Origin of the sequence: Acinetobacter sp. YH12100, assembly GCF_013419135.1 — a bacterium.
In the GTDB taxonomy this organism is placed as follows: domain Bacteria; phylum Pseudomonadota; class Gammaproteobacteria; order Pseudomonadales; family Moraxellaceae; genus Acinetobacter; species Acinetobacter pseudolwoffii.
Genome location: NZ_VPAQ01000006.1, coordinates 25594 through 45244 on the forward strand (window position 1 = coordinate 25594; position 19651 = coordinate 45244).

Here is a 19651-nt window from a genome sequence, read left to right on the forward strand (position 1 = left end):
AGAAGCCCTCGATTGAGGGCTTCTTTATATCGTTTATCCATTTCTGCTTTTTGTTGTACGCTTATATCACTCTGCATTTGGAAGCAATTTCCACATTGAGCATGAATGTAATGAAGATACTTTTCTTTACCCGCATGTCTTAACAATATTTGTAAAACCGGAACACATCCGACTTTTAGAATAATTTATCGATGGGTATGAATCGACATCACAATTCCCATACCTGCGAGCATAGAAATCACCGCCGTTCCGCCATAACTCATGAGCGGCAATGGGTCTCCAGTCACCGGCAAGATACCACTCACCATGCCCGAGTTTAAAAATACAAAGAAGAAAAAGGTCAGTCCAATAGCTCCGGCATATAAACGTCCAAAATTATGAAAACTGTTTAAGCCAATCATCAAACAACGAATAATAATGGCAGTAAATAAACTGAACAGCAGAAAAACACCAATAAAACCGAATTCTTCGGCATAGGTCGACATAATAAAGTCGGTATGATGCTCGGGCAGATAACCCAAATGCGATTGTGTCCCTTCAGTATAACCTTTGCCTGTGGAACCACCTGAACCAATGGCGATTTTGGACTGAATGATATTCCAGCCTGCACCCAATGCATCCGACTCCGGATCAAACATCGTGGTAATACGTTTCTTTTGATACTCTTGTAGTACGAACATCCATAAAACTGGTGCTGCCACAGCCAGTGCTGCTGCCGCACCAACAATCAGACGCCACGACATCCCGCTTAAAAACAAGACAAAAACACCCGGAACCACCAAACCAATATTCAAATCAGGTTGGAGTGCAACCAAAACAAATGGTATAGCCAGTAAAATTAATGCACCGACAATATGTACAAATTTGGGAGGAAATGGCTTACGTGCAAAATACCAGGCCATCATCAAAGGCATGGCAAATTTCATCACCTCACTCGGTTGCATACTCCCAATACCAGGCAAAGTAATCCAACGCGTTGCACCCAGGCGTTTTTCACCAATCACAAACACCAAGAGCAGCATGAATATGCCAAAGGCATACAGGTAGGGACTGATCGCCTGATAGACTTTCGGTGGAATCTGCGCACAGATAAATAGCAGCACAAAACCAATCCCGAAACTGATCGCCTGACGAACAACCATCCCGGAATCTTCAGAGGTCGCGCTATACACCACCATCAACCCCAGGATTGCATTGAGAACCAGAAAGCACAACAACCAGGGATCAAGGTGCAACTTGGTCCACCGGGAGGAATCTTGCGGGTTAATACTACGTCCATCACGCAAAGAATGACGTAAAAACCGATACTGCTGTGAAGGTATCATTGGCCAAAAGGTGAAAAAGAATGATGGCAAAATTATAAGTGAAAGCTATAGGGAATAGATCGCTATAGCCAGATTTATTCTGTTTTTATTTAAATTTTATCGAATATATTTTTAAGCCTGAGCTTGTAAAATCAGCTTGGCCAGTTCCAGATCATCCGGATAGGTAATTTTAATATTATCGGAACGCCCTTGCACCACACTCACCTGCTCACCGATATGTTCCAGTGCGCTGGCTTCATCGGTAATGTTAGCACCATCCTGCAAAGCCTGTTCAATCGCCCGTTTTAATGTGCCCAGCTTGGCCATTTGCGGCGTTTGTGCCTGCCAGAGCATGGAGCGATCCACCGTTTCCTCAATATCAGAACCGGTGACTACACGCTTAAGTGTATCTCGTACCGGAATCGCCAGAATCGCAGCCCGATCCTGTGCAATTGCCGTATTGACCAACTGTTGAAGACAATCCAGACTGACACAAGGGCGTGCCGCATCATGCACCATGATCCAGTCATCTTCAGAGGCCATTGCAGATAAATAATTTAATGCATTCAGCACCGAATTCACTCGCTCTGCGCCGCCCAAACAAAAATGTGCTTTTTCCAGATCGGAAAATGGCAGAGTTTTTGCGACATTGTCCTGTGTACCAATCGCCAATACATAACCAGTCAAAGGCAATTGATTCAGACGTGCAACGGTATGTTCAAGAACAGTTCGTTGTTGAAGCGTCTGATATTGCTTGAGTTCTGTTTTAGAAAAACGGCTACCTGAACCTGCAGCAGGAAGAATGACCCATAATTTACGGGGTATTTGTTGGCTCAGGTGACTCATTGGTTCGCAGATCTACTTTAGAATTTGGATTAAGATAGATGGGTTTATATTGAGTACTGATCGTGCTCATTTGAATAAAAGTTTCACGTGGCTTAATCAGGCCAAGATCTAAACGCGCATGTTCTTCGATGGCTTCAATACCATTCTTTAAATCGTAGACTTCTGCCGCCAGAACGCGATTACGTTCTTTCAGCTCATCATTCAATTCCATTTGCTGCTGGATTTTCTGGGTCAGCTGCTGATGATCATGATAACCACCTTCACCAAACCAGTATAAATATTGAAACCCTGCGATCAAAATGATCGCAAGGCCCAACAGTACTTTACTCGCAGTCGAGTCGAATACATTTAACATTGACATAAGTCGCTTAGTTCAAACCTTTAAACTCAGCTTTACCGCGATATGCAGCATTAGTCAATTCTTCAATACGAAGTAACTGATTATATTTCGCTACACGGTCAGAACGGCAAAGTGAACCGGTTTTGATTTGACCTGCTGCTGTACCGACTGCAAGATCCGCAATGGTTGAATCTTCAGTTTCACCTGAACGGTGTGAAATCACAGTAGAGTAACCATTTTCTTTGGCAAGATAGATCGCATCTAAAGTTTCAGTCAAGGTACCGATCTGGTTATATTTGATCAGGATCGAGTTACCTACTTTTTCGTTGATACCACGTTGCAGGATTTTAGGATTCGTTACGAACAGGTCATCACCTACCAACTGGATCTTGTCGCCAAGAATCGAAGTCAGGTAAGACCAGCCTTCCCAATCCGACTCATCCAAACCATCTTCAATTGAAATAATTGGGTATTGGTTTACAAGGCCAGCCAAATAGTCAGAGAACTGGTTGCTGGTGAACGCTTTGTTGCCTTCGCCCGCAAGAATGTACTGACCATTTTTGTAGAATTCTGAAGATGCACAATCCAGCGCCAGCATAATGTCAGAACCTGCTTTGTAGCCAGTTTGACCAATTGCTTCAAGAATAACCGTGATTGCTTCTTCGTTAGAACGAAGGTTTGGTGCGAAACCACCTTCATCACCCACAGCAGTGTTTAAACCTTTTTTGTTTAAAACTGATTTTAAAGAATGGAAGATTTCAGCGCCAGCGCGTAAAGCTTCAGAGAATGAAGTGAAGCCCACTGGCTCAATCATGAATTCTTGAATATCAACGTTATTGTCTGCATGTGAACCACCATTGATGATGTTCATCATTGGTACAGGCATGGTCAAAATCGAGTTGTTGCGAAGGTCTGCAATATATTGAAAAAGAGGAATTTTCTTTTCATCAGCAGCAGCACGTGCAGCAGCCAAAGATACAGCTAAAGTTGCGTTTGCACCCAGTTTTTCTTTGTTTTCAGTACCGTCTAAAGCAATCATCGTGTTATCGATGTCTTTTTGTTCGAATACAGATTTACCAAGCAAAGCATCACGGATTAAGGTGTTTACATTATTTACCGCAGTTTTAACACCTTTACCTAAGTAACGTGCTTTATCGCCATCACGAAGTTCTAAAGCTTCACGAGAACCAGTTGAAGCACCAGATGGTGCACATGCACGGCCAACTACGCCAGATGCTAAGATTACGTCTGCTTCGATGGTAGGGTTACCACGAGAGTCCAAAATTTCACGTGCACGAATGTCAACGATTTGGCTCATGAACTATTCCTCAGTTGATTAATATGAGCTGCCTTTAGGGCAGCGCAAGAGTGATAAACTCAGTGTGTATCTAACTTTTCGAAACCTTTGACCAAGGTATCCAATTCTTTTAGCTGTGCCAAGAAAGGCTCAAGTTGAGACATGCGCAATGCACATGGGCCATCACACTTGGCTTTCTCTGGATCAGGATGTGCTTCCAGGAACAAACCTGCAAGACCGGTTGCCATACCTGCACGCGCCAATGTGGTAATCTGGGCGCGGCGTCCGCCAGCAGAATCGGCACGGCCACCTGGAGTTTGCAAGGCATGCGTCACATCAAAGAACACAGGCACATTCATTTCTTTCATGATATCGAAGCCCAGCATGTCTACAACCAAATTGTTATAGCCAAATGCTGAACCACGCTCACAAATGATCAGTTTGTCATTTCCTGCTTCCAGACACTTATGCAAAATATGACGCATTTCGTGTGGTGCAAGGAATTGTGCTTTTTTGATGTTGATGATGGCATCGGTTTTTGCCATGGCTTCCACCAGATCCGTCTGACGACTCAAGAAAGCCGGCAACTGGATAATGTCCGCCACTTCTGCAACAGGCGCCGCCTGGTACGGCTCGTGTACATCAGTGATGATTGGCACATTAAAGTGTTTTTTAATGTCAGCTAACCACTCGAGACCTTTGTCGAGGCCTGGGCCACGGAACGAATTCAAGCTTGAACGGTTGGCTTTATCAAAGCTGGCCTTGAACACATAGGGAATACCCAAACGTGTACAAATATCGACATAAGTCTCAGCGATCTCAAAAGCCAAGTCTTTAGATTCAAGTACATTCATTCCGCCGAATAATACAAATGGCAAATGATTTGCCATTTGTATATCGCCCAAACGTACAATTTCTTGTGGTTTTAATTGCGACATTTAAACTTCCTAGTTGTGTCCTACACACCGATTATTGAGTTTTTTGGTACTGCTTTTTCGCAGCATCAATGAAACCGGCAAATAATGGATGACCTTCACGTGGTGAGCTGGTAAATTCCGGGTGGAATTGTACCGCAATAAACCAAGGATGTTGAGGAATTTCAACTGTTTCTACCAGATGCTGTACCGGTGAATAACCAGAAATCTTCATGCCTTTTTCTTCAAGCAATGGGATATAACGGTTGTTCATTTCGTAACGGTGACGGTGACGCTCAATGATTTCTTCAGAACCATAGATTTCAGCTGTTTTTGTGCCTGCAACCAGTTCAGATTTTTGAGCCCCTAGACGCATGGTGCCACCCAAATCAGAGTCAGCAGAACGTTGCTGAACTTCACCGCGCTCATCTAACCATTCAGTGATCAAGCCAATCAATGGAGATTTGGTCGAACGGTTAAATTCAGTCGACGTTGCATCGCTAATGCCCACAACATTACGTGCATATTCGATTACAGCCAACTGCATACCTAAGCAAATACCAAGGAAAGGTACACCGTTTTCACGTGCGAATTGAATCGCCTGCATTTTGCCTTCAGTACCACGTTCACCAAAACCACCTGGAACCAGAATCGCATCGGCATCTTTCAATACTTCGTTCACGTCCTGGCTTTCAAGTTCTTCTGCATTGACATAGTCAATTTGGACTTTAACGCGGTTTTTCACCCCGGCATGTAAAAGTGCTTCGTTCACAGATTTATACGCATCTGGAAGTTCTACATATTTACCGACCATCGCTACACGAACGGTGTATTCTGGGTTCAATAATGCTTCTACCACGTTATCCCAATCGGTTAAATCCGCTTCAGGAAGGTCGTTATAACCAAAACGTTCGCAGATTAAATCATCAACATTCTGTTCGTAGAAAGTACGTGGAATCTGATAGATCGAACGTGCATCTTTACATACCACAACGGCACGTGCTTCAACGTTGGTAAATAATGCAATTTTACGGATAGTATCTGCATCTACATCGTACTCGGTACGGCAGATGAGAATGTCTGGCTGAATACCAATCGACAGAAGTTCTTTAACAGAGTGCTGTGTTGGTTTGGTTTTTAATTCTGCTGCAGACTTAATGTATGGGAGTAACGTTAAGTGCATTAACATGGTACGTTTATGACCAAGTTCAACCATTAGCTGACGTACAGATTCCATGAATGGGAGAGATTCAATGTCACCTACTGTACCGCCGATCTCTACAATCGCAACATCATAGCCTTCGCCTGCACGCAGGACACGCTCTTTGATATTGTCAGTAATGTGTGGAATAACTTGCACAGTACCACCCAGATAGTCACCACGGCGTTCTTTGTTCAGAACATCTTGGTAAACACGACCTGATGTGAAGTTATTCAGTTTGGTCATTTTCGCACGACGCAAGAAACGTTCGTAGTAACCCAAATCTAAGTCTGTTTCAGCACCGTCTTCTGTAACAAAAACTTCACCATGTTGGAATGGGCTCATCGTCCCTGGATCGACATTAATGTATGGATCCATTTTTACCATGGTCACTTTTAAACCACGAGCTTCTAAAAGTGCAGCAACAGAAGCAGCTGAAATACCTTTACCTAGTGATGAAACTACACCACCAGTAACGAAAATAAAATGGGTCATTGGGTTTCTCGTACAATCGAGCCTAAATCGGCCTGCAATGTTGCGCAATTTTACTTTACCTTGTACCTAGAAAGCAAAGTCAATCCGCATCAATTCAAAGAACAATAAACAATTGACTATTCTAACAGCAATTCCAATAAAAAATTACTGTAAGTTCATATGATTTCTATCTTGTAATTTGCTGCTATAATAGTGTAATCCCCTCCACACTTTTCTGTTTGATGCAATGATGATGAAGAAATTTTTACTCTGTACCGTAATCCTGACTGGCCTGAGCTTGACTGCGTGTGTAAAAAAAGAAGCACCTAAAGAAGAAGAACAAGTTGAGGTTAATCCAGCACCTGAAGTTGTAACGCCTGAACCAGCACAATTTGAACCGCTTGAGCCGGTAGAAGAAGCGGTAATTGAAGAAGTTCCAGAGACAACTGTGGAAATTCAACGTGAACAGACAGCTAACACGACGACTGAAATTCGTCGTGAAGTGAAGAAGCCTGAACCTGTTGAAGCTACACCAGCTCCAACAAGAACGCCGTCAGAAAACAATCCAGCTCCAGAGCCTTCAAAACCTGCAGCAACGCCTAAATCAAACTCTGATTCAAACAAATCTGAAGAAGACGCTGTGGCTGATGCCATTGCAGCAGCGATGCCAGCGCTTGATTAATCAAGAGAATTCATCAAAAAAACCCAGCTTTTGCTGGGTTTTTTTATTACTCTTTTTTAAGCAGATGTCGGTGCAGAATTACGAGACAAGTGCATCAAATAGTCTGCCATTAATCGCGTAGCCCACGATTCTGTTTGCATCAGACCTTGATAAAATCCGCAATGACTGCCTTTTTTGGTGGTAATCACCATGATATTCGACATTGCCCGAATTTTTTCTTTATAAGGTTCCAGATTCTGGATATGACACACCGGATCATCTTCCGCATTTAAAATCATTAATGGAACTTTAATGTTTTCAAATACATAAATTGGATTCGTGGCCTTACTATAACTCTCATAGTCTGAAAAACCGGCCAGTTGATAATAACGCTGTTCAAACTCCGATAAGTCTTTTACCTCCAGCAATTGCTTCCAGGAAGGATAAATTTGCCAGGTTTCCTGATAAGGATGAATAAAGCGTTTGATTAGTTTTTTGGCCATGACTTTGCTATAAAACGGATGTACATGGGCAAATCCAGTTTCGGTGTTATAGCCTGGACATAAGGCAAAAGCCGCTTTTAACGGTGTTTGTGATCCCTCTTCTCCGAGATAACGCACCAGCAAGCCTGTACCCGCAGAAGATCCGACCCCATACAGCTCAGACTGAGGAAATCTATCCTGTATATACAGCAGTTGTTCACGTAGATCTTGGGTCGAGCCGAACAGGTTCATTTTAGCTACAGGCATGGGCAGGTCTGCATGCCCACGGCGCAAACACAAGGCCACTCGCCAACCGGTATGTTTATGCAGATCCTGTACCAGTTCACGCATCGACTCTGGAGAGCCGGTGATGGTATGTAATAAGACAATGGTCGGTGTATTTGCTGGCAAATCCAGCCCATACCAGGCAATACCGGTAATCCCGCCATCCGACATTTTTAGCTGTTCAAGTACATCATATTTAAGTTTAATCGTATGTTTTTTAATAAGATCCAAATATAGAATATGTGCGTGTGCATTGGCTAACCACGGCGTAGGACGATATTTTTGTTGCAGCTGCGGTAAGCGTTCAATGAGTCCTGAAAAAACACCATTTGGATGGTAATACAGGGTCGGTTCATCTGCGCCACTGAAGCGATCCAGATATTCACTGGACAGCTGACCCAATTTTTTAAGCAACATTTTCATCTGTCATCCTCTCTAGTTCGACTAGCTGTGATTTACAAACTTCATGCCGACTTGAATCAATAATTCGAATTAAGTTTTAACTTGGAATGACTGCATCCGTTGGCCCATTTGTACCGCTAAGGCTTCAAGTCCAGACTTAGGCCGGATCATCACTTCAAAATCAATGATCTGACCTTCTTCATTAAACTGAATCATGTCAACTCCCTTGAGTTTTTTATCGCTTACCTGAGCAGAAAACTCAAGTACGACATTGTTACCATCTTCACTTATAAATTCACGGTGATAAGTGAAGTTTTCAAAGACTTGGATCACATTGCTCAGAATAAAAAAGACCACCTGTTTGCCAGGATAAGGATGAAAAGCCACAGGTGAGCGAAATACAACATCCTCAGCAAGTAACTCATTCAAGATCGACATATCGCGGGTTGCTAACATCTCGTGCCAACGATCAATGGATTTTTTTGTAGTTTCGATGCTCATTTGAGGTTCCTTTTTTGTTTTGATATTTTAAATACAGAGCGCTCCCCCTTTATTAAAGGTGAGAAGTACTGCTTCACAAGGGAGATTCTTTCTTATAAATCCTCTCCTTTAATAAAGGAGAGGAAAAAAAGCAGGTTTTAATATTTTTAGATCACCGCTGCCAATTCAGCCCCCTGACGAATGGCACGTTTAGCATCTAACTCACCCGCTTCTTTGGCGCCACCAATCAAGTGTACACTTTTACCAGCAGATTTTAACTCATCAAACATGGCGGTATAAGATTCCTGACCAGCACAAATAATGACATTATCCACTTCCAACACCATTTGCTTATCATTGACGGTGATATGCAAGCCCTGATCATCAATCCTGTCATAGCTGGCACCCGCAATCATTTTCACGTCACGATGTTTAAGCCCTGTGCGGTGAATCCAGCCCGTGGTTTTACCCAGACTAGAACCCACAGAAGCAGCTTTTCGTTGCAATAAGTAAATTTCACGAGATGATTTTTCCAGAACTGGAGTTTTTAAACCACCGACCTGATCATATTTGGTATCGATGCCCCATTCATCATAGAATTTTTCTGGATTGATACTGCCACTTTCCCCTTCATGGCTCAGAAGTTCCGCGGTATCAAAACCAATACCCCCCGCACCAATAATCGCCACACGCTGTCCCACAGCTTTACGCTCTTTTAACACCTCGAGATAAGATAAGACTTTTGGATGATCAATCCCCGGAATATCCAGTTGACGCGGGGTTACCCCTGTTGCCACGACAATCTCATCAAATGCTGACGCTTCAAGTTCTGCAAAACTGGCAGTATGATTTAACTTTAACTTGATGCGTGGCTGCAACTCGATTTGACGTTTAAAGTAGCGCAAGGTTTCATAAAATTCTTCCTTGCCCGGAATGGTTTTGGCAATATTAAATTGTCCCCCAATCTGTGCAGCCGCATCAAATACCGTGACCTGATGACCACGATTCGCTGCATAGACTGCAAAACTTAAACCGGCAGGACCTGCCCCAATCACGGCAATATTTTTCGCTTCGCCAACGTCTTTGAAGATGAGTTCGGTTTCATAACAGGCCCGTGGATTGACCAGACAGGTGGCAATTTTCATCGAGAAAATATGATCCAGACAGGCCTGATTACAACCGATACACGTATTGATCTCATCGCTACGACCCTGTTCAGCTTTAAGCACAAACTCAGAGTCAGCCAGCATTGGACGCGCCATGGAAATCATATCGGCATCACCAGAAGCCAGTACATACTCAGCCATCTCAGGTGTATTGATGCGGTTAGAAGTAATGAGAGGAACTTTTACCAGACCTTTGAGCTTGCGGGTAACCCAGGTAAAGGCTGCACGAGGAACCTTGGTGGCAATTGTCGGAATACGTGCTTCATGCCAGCCGATGCCGGTATTGATAATCGTGGCACCGGCTTTTTCAATGGCTTTAGCCAGTTGTACCACTTCATCTAAAGTTGAGCCACCTTCCACCAGATCCAGCATAGACAGACGATAGATAATAATAAAGTTTTCACCGACCATTTCACGGGTACGGCGCACGATCTCGATCGGGAAACGAATGCGGTTTTCATAGCTGCCGCCCCATTCATCATCACGATGATTGGTTCGCGCTGCAATAAACTCGTTAATCAAATAACCTTCCGACCCCATAATTTCTACGCCATCATAACCGGCATACTGTGCCAGCTTGGCACAATTGGCGAAGTCATCAATAGTTTGCTGAACCTCAGCTGAACTCAAGGCATGCGGCTTGACCGGGTTAATGGGTGCCTGAATCGGAGAGGGTGCAACATTTTCTGCCTGATAGGAATAACGGCCCGTGTGCAAAATTTGCAGGGCAATTTTCCCGCCTGCATCATGCACCGCTTGGGTAATCACTTTATGCTTTTCAGCTTCTTCGACACTGTCAAGCTTGGAGCCGCCCTGAAACGTCACCCCATGATCATTGGGTGAAATACCACCCGTCACGATTAAGGCCACGCCACCTTTGGCACGCTCTGCATAAAAAGCTGCCATCCGCTCATATCCGCCGGGTGCTTCTTCAAGCCCCACGTGCATTGACCCCATCAGCACCCGGTTTTTGAGTGTGGTAAACCCTAAATCAAGCGGGGCAAGTAAATTCGGATATTTAGACATTTCAACTCCTTAGCGTGCTGATGTGCTGGCTATTTTTATTCAGCTGATCAGATATTGCATTTATCGATCAGAATTATGCAACTTGTTGCACTAATATATAAATCAGAATTGATTTTTATGCAACATGTTGCATAATAATCCCGAGTCATTTTTTTGAGACGTTTATGTCTTTATCGCATGTGCTACTGACCAGCCTGATTGAAAAACCCAGTACCGGAATAGAACTGGCGCGGCGCTTTGACCGCTCAATGGGATTCTTCTGGAATGCGACCCACCAGCAAATCTATCGAGAGCTGAACGCCATGTCAAAACAGGGTTGGATTTCAACACTCGAAGAAGAAGATGCACATTCACGTAAAAAAACCTATCAGGTTGAACTGCCCGGTCGTGAAGAATTGGCTCACTGGATGATACAGCAAAGTCCACCGGCACAGTTGCGCGAAGAATTGATGGTACGCTTACGTGCCGAAGCGCAGCTTGGTGGCAACAACACATTAGCGGAACTGGAACGGCATTTAGTCCTGCACAAAGAAAAACTCAACACCTATCAGCAAATTTTTGCCAAAGACTTTGCCCAAGCTGATGAAAATGATCGCACCCTGTATATTCATAAAATGATTTTACAACTCGGCATTGATCAAGAACTTGGCTGGATTCACTGGCTGGAAACCGTTATTCCGCGACTCAAACAGTTTAAATAAACGATCGGGATAAAAATAAGGAGAATATTCATGCCCTTTTATCGCATGCCAGACGGCGAACAGCTGTTTGTACGTGAATACGGTCAGGGTCAACCGGTTTTAGTGTTGTCTGGTCTGGGCATGTTGAGCTGGCAATGGGCGGCCTTTTTATATCCGCATAAAAACAGGTTTCGTTTTATTATTCCAGAATGGCGTGGTTTCGGTGCATCCAAAGACTGTAAAATTCCAGCAAATCTGGATGCAATTAACTGTCATTGGCAGGATGTGCGCTCAGTGGTAGATCAGCTCAAGTTCGATCGAGTCATAGTCATTGCCTACTCTATGGGGGCAACCACACTTATGCATGGTCTGCACTCTGATCATTTCGCTAAACGGATCACGGCTTATTTGCATATTGATCAGACACCCAAAATACCGGTAGATGATACTTGGGCTTTTGGTCTGTTTGGACCAAAACATGACGAATTTAGGGAGATTTTGCAGCAACTGTCTGTTCTCCTCGCTGCACATCCGCAAATTCAATTTATTCGCGATCTAGATCAAACGGTACGCCAACAGATTGGCGCATTGTGGCTGCGCTTTATCCAGCTGCAAAACAGTCATCCCTATAGTCTTAAAGCATTTGAGTTTTTACTGCATCAACCTCGCTTTCAAAGTTTATTACTGCCATCCAGCCGTGTGGACTACATGGCCTGGTATATCAACAATTATCTGTATCATCGAGAAGATTACCGTGAAGCATTAACCAAACTTCAATGTCCGGTGACTTTCTTTAGCGGCGCGCAATCCCGGCTCTATCCTTTTGAAGGACAGCGCCTGATTGCAGAAAGCCTGCCTCAAGCCAAACAGGTGATTTTTAAAAAATCCGGTCATACGCCCTTGCTGACTGAACCGCTAAAATTTTCCAGAGAACTCGGTGTCTTCTTGAAAGAGAATTCACAATCGAGTACTTCGGCAGTTTAAATATTCAGGAGAAAAATAATGAACAAACTGGTGGTCTTTTCAGGTGCGGGTATGAGCGCAGAAAGTGGCATCAATACCTTCCGTGACAGCGATGGTCTTTGGGAACAGTATCGGATTGAAGATGTCGCCACTCCACAGGCCTGGGCCAGAGATCCGCAACTGGTACAGCGCTTTTACAATGCACGCCGAAAAAATATTCTGGAGGCAGAGCCAAATACTGCACATCTCCAGATTGCGCAACTGCAACAAGATTATGATGTGCATGTCATTACCCAGAATATCGATGATCTGCATGAACGTGCCGGCAGCAGCAAAGTGATTCATCTTCATGGCAATATCCGACTGGCCAAAACCTCAGGTCCAGATGCACAAAGTACGACCGAATTCTATCCGGTTGAAGAAACTGATTTAGATTTAAACAAGCACTTTTGCACAGCAGGTTATCCACTGCGTCCACACGTGGTCTGGTTTGGCGAAGCCGTTCCTGCCTATGCAGAAGCCCAAAATTGTGTACAAGATGCCGATATTTTTGTGGTGATTGGCACCAGTCTGCAAGTTTATCCAGTGGCGGGATTGATTCATGACATTCCGGTATCTTGCCAGGCCTATTATATTGACCCCAGAGCAGACCAACAACAATTGCCGGTACAATTTCACAAGATCACCCAAACGGCTACTGACGGTGTGCAACAGTTGATTCAGCTCCTAGAAAAATAATTTCATCACAAGACATATGCTGTGTCATGTTCGATGATGATTATTCAGGTATTTAGAAAACGTAGCGACACTTAATCATATTGGTTACAGCCTAAATACTATCTAACTCTTACTGTCTATAGCATACACCTCGTGATTTTCTAAAGTGAAATAGCCGTATCTAAGGCGCCACACTTAAACCAAATTTCTTCAAATTTGGATATTCATATGGGGCATCTTCAGCTGGATAACGTAATGACTCGAGCCCATAAATTTGTGCAATATTCCATAAAATACTTTCACCCGCAGGTAGAGTTTGTGGCTGAATTTTATAAATTGAATCCTGATAAGCGCTATCACTATCAACAAATTTCCAGCCCTGTTGCTTAAACGAGTCAATAATGTCTTCTAGCCAAGCCGCATTAATGGCTCTTACATGAAGTAAAAGCACATGCTTGGGTGAACGTCCTAATGTTTGTTGTGCTAAATTATCGTAATACTGTGCTCGATCAAGCAAATGAAACAGATAAGCTTGTTTTAATTTATTCAGGCTTTCTTGATCTTGTGCTTGCTGATACTGCAAAAACAGTTGATTGTAATACCAATCACTCGCATCGATGCTAACAGTTCCCGATTGATAATGATGGGTTATCAGCCATTGTCGTACTCCTTCCCTTTTTTCTAGCGTATTTCCCTCTTTAAGAAATGGAAATCGGTAACGTGGTACAAATCCGGGTAATGTAGAAAATATTTGATGTCCTTGCTCTATGTCTTTTAAATAATTTTTCAAGCTAATGTCATCTTTATTTAGGTTAAGATGTAAATTTCCATGATTGCCTATTCGATGCCCCTGTTTCCCCCACTCTGAAATCATCTGCAACCCTTTTTCTGTGCTAATTTTACTGACGCTTGGATAGACAATAGCCAAAATTCGCTTTTGTTTTAGGGTATTTAGAATGTCATTATTGATATGACAAGCATCTGGGTTATTGGCTGGGTCTAGTCCATCATCGAAACTGAGGGCGATCTGTTGAGCAAAAGCCACATGAGAAACACAGAGACATAGGCTTAAGACAATTTTTTTAATCATAAATGAGTGCTAGAGCTTAGAAAATAAATACCTTTTAACCTAGCATAATTATTCAAACTGATTGAACTTTACATCGACGGCTAATACGAAATTTATTTATTATCTAAGCTTATATATTGAATGGCAATTTTTTTAATGAATCACCACTTAGCTGTGGTGTAATGAGATTCCAGACATTATAAATGAGCGCCTATGTATCACATTATCGAGTGTGTTGGCTTTTAAATTTTAGTAACTTCAATATTTTTTTAATTGACAGAACGTAACAATCAATTTTTAATCAGCAGATTGTTGCATAAATGGAATTTTGGAATGCTGACTGATCTTGATGATTTTTACTGCTTTGCACAGGTGGTGGAACATGGCGGCTTTAGCGCAGCCGAACGTGCAACAGACATCCCTAAATCCAAGCTTAGCCGTCGTGTCCATAACTTGGAAGAACGTCTAGGTGTCCGCCTGATTCAACGCAGTTCGCGTCATTTTGCGGTCACCGATATTGGCATGAACGTTTACCGCCATGCACAAGTCATGTTAAATGCAGCACAGGCAGCACATGATCTGGTCGATCATCTTAGTACCGAACCGCGTGGTACGATTAAAGTCAGTTTGCCGGTTTTAATTGCCCAGAATGAAATCGCCAAAATCCTGCCAAACTTCCTCAAGCAATATCCAGAAATTAAAGTTCAGATGATGATCACCAATCGCCGGGTCGATATCATTAATGAAGGCTGTGATCTGGCACTGCGGGTACGCTCCAATCTGGATGACGATCCGAATCTGGTCATCCGTCAGTTTGAAAAAATTGAACAGCATCTGTTTGCAAGTCAAGGTTATCTCAATCAGTTTGGTGAGCTAAAAACCCCCGAGCAACTGGCTGAACATAAGATTCTGACTATGGCAGAAGATCATACCGAACAATTTCTGACCTTACAAAACGAGCAGCAAGAACAAAAGAAAATTCGGGTCAGTCCAACTGTATTGGGTTCAGACCTCAATATGTTGGCGCAACTTGCGGCTTCAAGCTGCGGGGTGACCTTATTGCCAGATAACGTGGTAGAGCAGTATGTGGCACGTGGCGAACTGGTACGGGTTTTACCTGACTGGAAAGCACCGCATGGTATTTTTCATGCGGTTTATCCCTCACGTCGCGGTCTGCTGCCTGCAGTCCGGGTATTTATTGACTATCTGGTCGCAGAATTAAACCATAGCTAATAAAAATATGGACAAAAAAATAGCTCATTCTTGGGGAAAAATGAGCTAGAGAAACAGGTCACTACAGCACAGTGAATAAAAAAGGAAACTTTGTAACTGATTCTCAGTCTAACCAGACTTCTATTTTCAAACCATTGTTTTGCTGTAGTGTTTTGTATATTTTTGTCAGCAAAAACGATGAACTTGTAAATTTGGCAAGTCAAAAGTTTTTAACAGAAATCCCGTCAAAATTTTAAATTTCCGGATAATCACCCGTGCCTTCAGGCCATGGAGAGAGTAATTCAAATCCGGTTTCGGTCACATAAACCATATGTTCCCATTGTGCAGACCACGATTTATCCGTGGTAACCACAGTCCAGCCATCTTTTAGTTCTTTGACACGAGCTTTACCCATATTTACCATCGGCTCAATGGTAAAGACCATACCCGGCACCAGCTTGATGCCTTGACCCGGCTGTCCATAATGCAGAATATTCGGTTGTTCGTGATAAACCTTGCCGATGCCATGACCGCAATACTCACGCACAATCGAATAGCCTTCACGCTGTGCAACGGTTTGAATTGCATAACCAATATCGCCTAAGGTAGCTCCCGGCTTCACTGCATGAATCCCGGCCAGCATCGCTGCATAGGTGGTATTGACCAGACGTCTGGCTTCTGGAGATGGCGTTCCCACATAATACATCCGGCTGGTATCACCGAAATAACCATCTTTGATGATCGCCACATCAATATTGATAATATCACCATCCTGCAACACGGTTTTTGAGGATGGAATACCGTGACAGACTACTTCATTCGGCGAAATGCAGGTGGTCTTGGTATAACCATAATAGCCAATATTGGCCGGTGTTACTTTTAGAGTATTGATAATAAAATCATGACAGAGATCATCCAGATATTCGGTCGTGACACCTGGCTTGACATGCTCCCCGATCATCGCTAAAACTTCTGCGGCCAAACGCCCAGATATCCGCAATTTTTCTACATCTTGCTCAGTTTTAAGACTAATCGCTGGAGCTCGCATATATCTATCCTCACTATGAATATCTGAATTATAGTCCCTTTTTTGTTACATATGTCACAGTTAGTGGATTTCATCACCGCAATTTTTCTGGAAATCAGAATTTCAACTGTTGCTTATTCATACAAACAATAATTTGAGAATTTTAAAGAAAATTCAGATCAATCCATATAGTGGGCTTAGATCATCTATTTTTTAGCTGATTATCAATCAGATATTTCTACCAAAATTTGAATGAATGGTTATCTGAGCAGCAAAATCAATAGATTCAAGGCCTGTCGCCTTAAAATAAACTCCAAAAAGCTGGACATATACACTAAAATCGCTTTCTTTTGGTCGATTGATCTCCCTTTATGACAAGTCTGCGTACCCGGGATATTGTCGCCCTAGGTTTTATGACCTTTGCACTGTTTATTGGTGCGGGCAACATTATCTTCCCTCCGATTGTGGCTCAACAAGCCGGTGAACATGTATGGCTCGCTGCTTTAGGTTTCCTTATTACTGCAGTCGGCTTACCTGTAATCACCATTATTGCGTTGTCGCGTGTTGAAGGTTCTATTCAGGCACTCAGTTCCCCACTTGGTAAAGCAGCCAGTATTTTACTGACTGTGGTGTGTTACTTAGCTGTTGGCCCTTTATTTGCAACACCGCGTACTGCAACCGTTTCTTATGAAATTGGTTTTTCTTCTTACTTTGGTGATGAATCGAGCAGCCTGCTCATGTACAGCATCATCTATTTTTCTATAGTCACTGTGGTGTCTTTATATCCAAACAAGATTCTGGATACAGTTGGCTATTTCCTGTCACCGCTTAAAATTATTTCTTTGATCATTTTGGGTGTGGCAGCCGTAATGATTCCTGCCAGCAATCCACCGGCAGCGATCAATAATTACGTTACCAGTCCGGTGACTGAAGGCATCGTCAATGGTTATTTGACCATGGACACTTTAGGTGCTTTGGTTTTCGGGATCGTGATTGTGAAAGCGATTACTTCACGTGGTGTAACCGATAAAAAACTGATTACCAAATATGCGGTGAATGCCGGCATTATTTCCGGTATTGGTTTAACACTGGTGTATTTAAGTCTGTTTAAACTCGGACTCGGTAGCCACGAAATTGCACCGAATGCAGCCAATGGTGCCATTATCCTGCATGCCTATGTACAACATGCCTTTGGTGATATGGGTGCTTATTTCCTGTCTGGCATGATTTTTATTGCCTGTATGGTGACTGCGATTGGCCTGACCTGCGCCTGTGCCGAATATTTCTCCAGTTTGACTAAAATTCCATACAAGATTTTTGTATTTATTCTGGTCGGTTTCTCACTGATTATTTCAAATCTGGGTTTAACCAAACTGATTGCCGTTTCGGTGCCCGTATTGAGCGCGATTTATCCACCTGCAATTAATGTGATTTTATTGAGCTTCTGCGCTAGCTTCTTCAAAAAACCGTCTCATGTGATTGCACCAGTGACGCTAGTGGCATTTATCTTCGGTATTTTTGATGGAATAAAAGTTGCTGGTTTTGAATTGCCTGCCGTACTACAAAATTTGCCGCTCTCAGAACAGAATCTGGCCTGGTTTATTCCATCCATGATTGTATTGCTAATTGCAGCTGTGATTGACCGTATTAGAAACTAATCTTTCTAGGCTGTCTGATAAAGATCGTATTTTTACCCAAAATCCGGTTTTAGCGTGATCAATAATTGTCAGGTTTTACCCAAACGGACTTTTATTGTTTCTTACAGACAATATCAAATCATCGCTGTGTGTCTATTTACTCGTGCTTTTTCCAGAAAGTGTGATTCATAATTAGGCTCGAATGATCCTATTTTTAATATAAATATAAATAATTTTTTGAATTTTAGCTTTTAGATACATGTTGTTGCTGACTTAAACCATCTTGCCCCCTGACTTATACACAGTCTTACATTCTATTGATTAACACTACATATCTTTGGCGTAGAATTTGCATTTTCTATCTGCTCACATCAAACAATTGCTAGCTATTGTTTTCATGACGATATGGAGGTGTAATCTGAATATATAATGCTTTACTAATCAATTGATTATGCATTTTTACGACTAAAGAAGGCCATTTTGACCTTGAAAGTGCAGCCCGATGGTTGCAAAGGCTGATATTAAACAGTACAACTGTATGTTCAATTCTGACTAACTTAATCTGCTTTAGTCTTCAATAACATAAATAAATGGGAGGGATGGAGATGTTATCATTACATTTCAACAAGCAAGTCTTCATTGACGCTCTTAAAGCCAACGACACCAATCTGGTGACATTTATATGCACCACTTTTGCACTTATGCTGACTTTAACCGTCCATTGCTTAATTCAAGGTAATTTAAAACTTGAATACTTTGGTTATGCGCTGATCGTCTCAGCTGCTTTCTTCCTGTGGGCTGCCATAGACCAGAAATACCGATAATCAAATTTTAAATTAGCCCAGATGGATGATGTGGCCAGTCATCCATCTGGTAAAAAAACCAAAATATTACTTTTAAGAATAATTAAAATAGCCCACCAAATGCGCCATAGAGTAAAATCCCCGTTCCTCCAAGTTCTGCAATAATTAATCCCAGCATTGCCAAGCTCATCAGACTGCCAGGTAGATGAAACCGACCCAGTTGATGCGGTTGCTTAAACTGATTGGTGGTATCTTGCAGGAAACCATGCAGCATATAAGCTGCAATCGAAAAACTAAAAAATACGATATTCACCAGTACGCAGATCAAATTCATGGCACTGGATAAATCGGAATAATATGCCAGAACTGCCAGAATTAGCGTCGCTGGTGCATATAGCAGACTGCTACGATGGGCAATATCGACATAATAATGTGCGCGTGACTGTGGTGATTGACGGATCTGCCAATACTTCCAGACCCCGGTAAACATCCCAATCCACAAGAATATTCCACTAAAAATAATGGCGATTTTAACGGCCAGTGCAAGTTCCATTGATAGCATAAGCTCATTCCATATCTATTATTTTACTGACTTTTAAGTCATGCTTTGCGCAAGCATCCCTTCAAAAACTGTATAAAGTTAAAGCTTCATCAGGAAGCTAAAA

Annotated in this window: 19 protein-coding genes; 7 read left to right on the plus strand and 12 right to left on the minus strand. The window is 42.6% G+C overall.

Annotated elements, in window-relative coordinates; translation table 11 throughout:
• Positions 1-185 precede the first annotated feature (185 nt).
• The 6 genes from rodA to FTU40_RS05760 form a co-directional block, all read right to left on the minus strand.
• On the minus strand, positions 186-1325 hold the full coding sequence (gene rodA / locus FTU40_RS05735; protein ID WP_074383200.1) for a rod shape-determining protein RodA: 1140 nt from the start codon (positions 1323-1325) through the stop codon (positions 186-188).
• Positions 1326-1436: 111 nt separating this feature from the next.
• Positions 1437-2150, minus strand: coding sequence for a 2-C-methyl-D-erythritol 4-phosphate cytidylyltransferase (ispD, locus tag FTU40_RS05740; RefSeq protein WP_005097091.1), 714 nt, complete (start codon positions 2148-2150; stop codon positions 1437-1439).
• A complete protein-coding gene (locus FTU40_RS05745; RefSeq protein WP_005097092.1) occupies positions 2119-2511 on the minus strand; it encodes a septum formation initiator family protein in 393 nt (130 codons plus the stop codon). Before FTU40_RS05745 ends, ispD begins: the two co-directional genes overlap by 32 nt.
• 7 nt (positions 2512-2518) lie before the next feature.
• Complete coding sequence (gene eno, locus FTU40_RS05750) at positions 2519-3808, minus strand: phosphopyruvate hydratase (RefSeq protein ID WP_005097093.1); 1290 nt, start codon at positions 3806-3808, stop codon at positions 2519-2521.
• 59 nt (positions 3809-3867) lie between these two features.
• Positions 3868-4725, minus strand: a complete 858-nt coding sequence (gene kdsA / locus FTU40_RS05755) for a 3-deoxy-8-phosphooctulonate synthase (RefSeq protein WP_005106657.1) — start codon at positions 4723-4725, stop codon at positions 3868-3870.
• Positions 4726-4756: 31 nt separating this feature from the next.
• The gene (locus tag FTU40_RS05760; RefSeq protein WP_005097095.1) at positions 4757-6397 is read right to left on the minus strand and encodes a CTP synthase; all 1641 of its coding nucleotides are present in this window, start codon (positions 6395-6397) and stop codon (positions 4757-4759) included.
• A gap of 226 nt (positions 6398-6623) precedes the next feature.
• On the opposite strand from FTU40_RS05760, the gene FTU40_RS05765 reads away from it, so the two are divergent.
• Positions 6624-7058, plus strand: coding sequence for a hypothetical protein (locus FTU40_RS05765; protein WP_005097096.1), 435 nt, complete (start codon positions 6624-6626; stop codon positions 7056-7058).
• 56 nt (positions 7059-7114) lie between these two features.
• Here FTU40_RS05765 and FTU40_RS05770 read toward each other — a convergent pair whose 3' ends face one another.
• The 3 genes from FTU40_RS05770 to FTU40_RS05780 form a co-directional block, all read right to left on the minus strand.
• Complete coding sequence (locus FTU40_RS05770) at positions 7115-8227, minus strand: YheT family hydrolase (protein WP_005097097.1); 1113 nt, start codon at positions 8225-8227, stop codon at positions 7115-7117.
• Positions 8228-8296: 69 nt separating this feature from the next.
• The gene (locus FTU40_RS05775) at positions 8297-8707 is read right to left on the minus strand and encodes a nuclear transport factor 2 family protein (protein WP_005097098.1); all 411 of its coding nucleotides are present in this window, start codon (positions 8705-8707) and stop codon (positions 8297-8299) included.
• A gap of 146 nt (positions 8708-8853) precedes the next feature.
• A complete protein-coding gene (locus FTU40_RS05780; protein ID WP_005097099.1) occupies positions 8854-10878 on the minus strand; it encodes an NADPH-dependent 2,4-dienoyl-CoA reductase in 2025 nt (674 codons plus the stop codon).
• Positions 10879-11042: 164 nt separating this feature from the next.
• On the opposite strand from FTU40_RS05780, the gene FTU40_RS05785 reads away from it, so the two are divergent.
• The 3 genes from FTU40_RS05785 to FTU40_RS05795 are packed head-to-tail and all read left to right on the plus strand — an operon-like array spanning position 11043 to position 13259.
• Positions 11043-11579, plus strand: coding sequence for a PadR family transcriptional regulator (locus FTU40_RS05785; protein WP_100329579.1), 537 nt, complete (start codon positions 11043-11045; stop codon positions 11577-11579).
• A gap of 30 nt (positions 11580-11609) precedes the next feature.
• On the plus strand, positions 11610-12542 hold the full coding sequence (locus FTU40_RS05790) for an alpha/beta fold hydrolase (protein ID WP_180040127.1): 933 nt from the start codon (positions 11610-11612) through the stop codon (positions 12540-12542).
• Between the two features lie 18 nt (positions 12543-12560).
• The gene (locus FTU40_RS05795; protein ID WP_180040129.1) at positions 12561-13259 is read left to right on the plus strand and encodes an NAD-dependent deacylase; all 699 of its coding nucleotides are present in this window, start codon (positions 12561-12563) and stop codon (positions 13257-13259) included.
• Between the two features lie 160 nt (positions 13260-13419).
• Here FTU40_RS05795 and FTU40_RS05800 read toward each other — a convergent pair whose 3' ends face one another.
• Positions 13420-14328 carry a polysaccharide deacetylase family protein gene (locus FTU40_RS05800; protein WP_074383203.1) on the minus strand — a complete coding sequence of 303 codons (909 nt, stop codon included), beginning with the start codon at positions 14326-14328 and terminating at the stop codon, positions 13420-13422.
• 312 nt (positions 14329-14640) lie between these two features.
• On the opposite strand from FTU40_RS05800, the gene FTU40_RS05805 reads away from it, so the two are divergent.
• Positions 14641-15540: a LysR substrate-binding domain-containing protein gene (locus tag FTU40_RS05805; RefSeq protein WP_005097107.1), complete on the plus strand. Its 900-nt coding sequence runs from the start codon at positions 14641-14643 to the stop codon at positions 15538-15540.
• 232 nt (positions 15541-15772) lie between these two features.
• Here the strand turns inward: FTU40_RS05805 and map are convergent, their stop codons facing one another.
• Positions 15773-16567, minus strand: a complete 795-nt coding sequence (gene map, locus FTU40_RS05810; protein WP_074383204.1) for a type I methionyl aminopeptidase — start codon at positions 16565-16567, stop codon at positions 15773-15775.
• 350 nt (positions 16568-16917) lie between these two features.
• Between map and brnQ the strand changes: the two genes are divergently transcribed.
• Positions 16918-18204: a branched-chain amino acid transport system II carrier protein gene (gene brnQ, locus FTU40_RS05815; RefSeq protein ID WP_100355332.1), complete on the plus strand. Its 1287-nt coding sequence runs from the start codon at positions 16918-16920 to the stop codon at positions 18202-18204.
• Positions 18205-18788: 584 nt separating this feature from the next.
• Positions 18789-19007 carry a hypothetical protein gene (locus FTU40_RS05820; protein WP_005097112.1) on the plus strand — a complete coding sequence of 73 codons (219 nt, stop codon included), beginning with the start codon at positions 18789-18791 and terminating at the stop codon, positions 19005-19007.
• A gap of 82 nt (positions 19008-19089) precedes the next feature.
• On the opposite strand, the gene FTU40_RS05825 is transcribed toward FTU40_RS05820, so the two are convergent.
• Positions 19090-19548: a hypothetical protein gene (locus FTU40_RS05825; protein WP_005097113.1), complete on the minus strand. Its 459-nt coding sequence runs from the start codon at positions 19546-19548 to the stop codon at positions 19090-19092.
• Positions 19549-19651 lie beyond the last annotated feature (103 nt).

Bases quoted from the DNA above. Each gene is read 5' to 3' on its own strand.
- rodA (WP_074383200.1), bottom strand. From the start codon at position 1,325: ATGATACCTTCACAGCAGTATCGGTTTTTACGTCATTCTTTGCGTGAT.
- ispD (WP_005097091.1), bottom strand. From the start codon at position 2,150: ATGAGTCACCTGAGCCAACAAATACCCCGTAAATTATGGGTCATTCTT.
- FTU40_RS05745 (WP_005097092.1), bottom strand. From the start codon at position 2,511: ATGTCAATGTTAAATGTATTCGACTCGACTGCGAGTAAAGTACTGTTG.
- eno (WP_005097093.1), bottom strand. From the start codon at position 3,808: ATGAGCCAAATCGTTGACATTCGTGCACGTGAAATTTTGGACTCTCGT.
- kdsA (WP_005106657.1), bottom strand. From the start codon at position 4,725: ATGTCGCAATTAAAACCACAAGAAATTGTACGTTTGGGCGATATACAA.
- FTU40_RS05760 (WP_005097095.1), bottom strand. From the start codon at position 6,397: ATGACCCATTTTATTTTCGTTACTGGTGGTGTAGTTTCATCACTAGGT.
- FTU40_RS05765 (WP_005097096.1), top strand. From the start codon at position 6,624: ATGATGATGAAGAAATTTTTACTCTGTACCGTAATCCTGACTGGCCTG.
- FTU40_RS05770 (WP_005097097.1), bottom strand. From the start codon at position 8,227: ATGAAAATGTTGCTTAAAAAATTGGGTCAGCTGTCCAGTGAATATCTG.
- FTU40_RS05775 (WP_005097098.1), bottom strand. From the start codon at position 8,707: ATGAGCATCGAAACTACAAAAAAATCCATTGATCGTTGGCACGAGATG.
- FTU40_RS05780 (WP_005097099.1), bottom strand. From the start codon at position 10,878: ATGTCTAAATATCCGAATTTACTTGCCCCGCTTGATTTAGGGTTTACC.
- FTU40_RS05785 (WP_100329579.1), top strand. From the start codon at position 11,043: ATGTCTTTATCGCATGTGCTACTGACCAGCCTGATTGAAAAACCCAGT.
- FTU40_RS05790 (WP_180040127.1), top strand. From the start codon at position 11,610: ATGCCCTTTTATCGCATGCCAGACGGCGAACAGCTGTTTGTACGTGAA.
- FTU40_RS05795 (WP_180040129.1), top strand. From the start codon at position 12,561: ATGAACAAACTGGTGGTCTTTTCAGGTGCGGGTATGAGCGCAGAAAGT.
- FTU40_RS05800 (WP_074383203.1), bottom strand. From the start codon at position 14,328: ATGATTAAAAAAATTGTCTTAAGCCTATGTCTCTGTGTTTCTCATGTG.
- FTU40_RS05805 (WP_005097107.1), top strand. From the start codon at position 14,641: ATGCTGACTGATCTTGATGATTTTTACTGCTTTGCACAGGTGGTGGAA.
- map (WP_074383204.1), bottom strand. From the start codon at position 16,567: ATGCGAGCTCCAGCGATTAGTCTTAAAACTGAGCAAGATGTAGAAAAA.
- brnQ (WP_100355332.1), top strand. From the start codon at position 16,918: ATGACAAGTCTGCGTACCCGGGATATTGTCGCCCTAGGTTTTATGACC.
- FTU40_RS05820 (WP_005097112.1), top strand. From the start codon at position 18,789: ATGTTATCATTACATTTCAACAAGCAAGTCTTCATTGACGCTCTTAAA.
- FTU40_RS05825 (WP_005097113.1), bottom strand. From the start codon at position 19,548: ATGCTATCAATGGAACTTGCACTGGCCGTTAAAATCGCCATTATTTTT.